The organism is Streptomyces colwelliae, from assembly GCF_048158785.1.
Taxonomy (GTDB): Bacteria; Actinomycetota; Actinomycetes; order Streptomycetales; family Streptomycetaceae; genus Streptomyces.
In genome coordinates this window covers 1-2092 of sequence record NZ_JBLTJC010000725.1, presented here as the reverse complement: position 1 = coordinate 2092, position 2092 = coordinate 1, and the positions used below count along the sequence as shown (strand labels likewise).

At 71.7% G+C, this 2092-nt stretch carries 2 protein-coding genes and 1 pseudogene; 2 read left to right on the top strand and 1 reads right to left on the bottom strand.

The window, feature by feature from the left end; translation table 11 throughout:
• Window positions 1-169: 169 nt before the first annotated feature.
• Both ACNFOC_RS53680 and ACNFOC_RS53675 read left to right on the top strand, forming a co-directional pair.
• Window positions 170-394, top strand: coding sequence for a hypothetical protein (locus ACNFOC_RS53680; protein WP_416966210.1), 225 nt, complete (start codon window positions 170-172; stop codon window positions 392-394).
• Window positions 391-1077: a hypothetical protein gene (locus tag ACNFOC_RS53675; protein WP_416966209.1), complete on the top strand. Its 687-nt coding sequence runs from the start codon at window positions 391-393 to the stop codon at window positions 1075-1077. The genes ACNFOC_RS53680 and ACNFOC_RS53675 overlap by 4 nt, the downstream gene beginning before the upstream one ends.
• A gap of 299 nt (window positions 1078-1376) precedes the next feature.
• Here ACNFOC_RS53675 and ACNFOC_RS53670 read toward each other — a convergent pair.
• Window positions 1377-2092 (bottom strand): annotated as a pseudogene (locus ACNFOC_RS53670) (hypothetical protein); the annotation flags it as partial.

Sequence of the window (2092 nt, the reverse complement as noted above, 5' to 3'; positions counted from 1 at the left end):
GCCCTCGATCCGCGCGAACGCGGACTCGGGGCGCGGACGTTCCCGGTCGAAGCGTTCAGGACTCTGGTTCGCGCGGCGGGCTTCAGGCGCTGCTGGAGCGGTTCCAGCGGGGTGGGCAAGACGACCCTCATCGACTCCGCTCCACCGCGTCCGCGACGCCTCGATCACCGTGGTCGACGCCTCCCCCAAGGACAACACCCCCAGCGACGTCTACGAGATCCAGGTCTTCGGCGTCAGCATCCTCATCCGCCGGCGCGCCCAGTGGGGCCTCGACACCGACGTCCCCTACATCCACATCGAGGACCAGCGCGACGAGGCTGGCCTGCTGCTCGTCAAGGTGAACAACAGCGGCGAACACGAGCACCGCCCCGGCGCCGAGGAGACCGCAGCATGACCCCCGACCGCGCCTACGCCACCGCCCGCCAGCTGATCGACCCCGACGCCGACTACACCGTCCACGTCCGCACCGAAACCGGCTGGACCCAGGCCGCCGACCCCGACCACCGGGAACTGCCCGGCCTGGACGTCCTCCTGGCCGCCCGCCGACTGCTGCGTGCCCAGCCCCCGGGCCGCGTCAGCAGTACTCATCCCGACACTCTGGACATGCATTCCGGCGACGGCCGGTTCTGGCTGCGCTTCGTCGCCACCCCCGCCGAGGAAAACCCGGGTCAGGCCGAGCCGACCACCAACGGCCGGGCGCCGGACGGGCTGTGGCGGCTGCTCGGCCTCTCCGGCTCCTCACTCGTGCCGGTCGCCCGCGGCGATCTCACGGACTCCGACCTGGTGACACTGGCCCGCGCCTGCCTCACCCTCAAACAGGCCCACCCGCTTCCCCAGCAGGGCGTGACGCCCGAAGTGGCGCTGCTGCTGGAGCGCCTCGCGACCAGCATGGACGCCCTCGACAACGGCCTTCCCGACGCCCCGGACATCGACGAAGTCTTCTGCCGCACAGAGCTGCTCATCCTCGCCGAGGCGGCACTCTCCCTGTACCGGACCCACGCAGACCCCGACGACCTCCTCGGCCGCCCCGAGGTTCTCCTCCTGGCTCACCTCGCCTACGACGACACCCCGCCCTGACCTATCTCCCCGCACCATGAGAGCCCGGACCGCGCTGCTCAGCGCGGTCCGGGCTCTCTGCCTCTCGGATCACCGATTGAAGGTCCCGGCCTGAGGCACTGACGAGCTTCTCCTGCCGCCCAGCCGCTTCGAGTCGGTCGCGTACCTGCGCCGCCCCGCCGCCGGCCGCTCCCCCGCCGCTGGCGGCACACAACTCGTGTGCCGTCGCATGCCGTCACGCCGCACCGGCCTCGGCGGCCTCTTCGCCGCGCGGACCCGTACGTGCCCCTGGGGCCGGGGCATGCCCCGGCAGGGCCGGTTCAGTCCCGGCGTGGGATCCAGCCCGGGGCGGGGTCGCCCGGCGCGGTGAGGACGTGGGCGAGGTTGTCGGCGGTGGTGTACGGAACGCGGGAGTCGGTGACGAACGCGGCGGGCTCCACAGCGCGGGTCACCATCAACGGCAGCACCTGCCAAGGCTGTTCGGAAGCGGCCCGGCAGGCCCCCGCGGCTTGTGCGGGGAAGGCGGCGATGGTGGCCGTCTTGGCCAGGAGCTTGTCGCGGTAGCGGGTCGTGAAGCGCTGGATGTGCTGGAGGACGGCGTGCGGTGCCACGGCGGGTACCGGGTTCTTCGCCTCGATCACCCACAGCCTCCCGCGGTCCGGGTCGGCGATGAGCAGGTCGACTTCGCCGGTCAGGCCGGGGATGCCGAGAGAGGCGGCGGTCTTCTCCAGCAGGCGGAAGCGGTGGGGCAGACCTGCCCGCTGGGCGATCTCCTTGAGGTCGCTCTCCAGGAGCTCGTCGAGCTGCTGACGGTGGCGGAGCAGGGCCTTCCCGACAGGATCGGGGACATCGGGACGGGGCAGTCGTCCTTCGTCGATGTAGCCGGCGTAGAGCTCCTGGGCGGCGTGGACGAGCCAGGGAAGGACGAGCAGCCGGTCCCCGGCGGTGATCCCTCCGGTGAGCCGATCGCCGGACGACGTCGAGCCCGATGGAGTGGGGCGGCGATGAGCGCGTTCGCCCTGTCGCTTATTCGCTG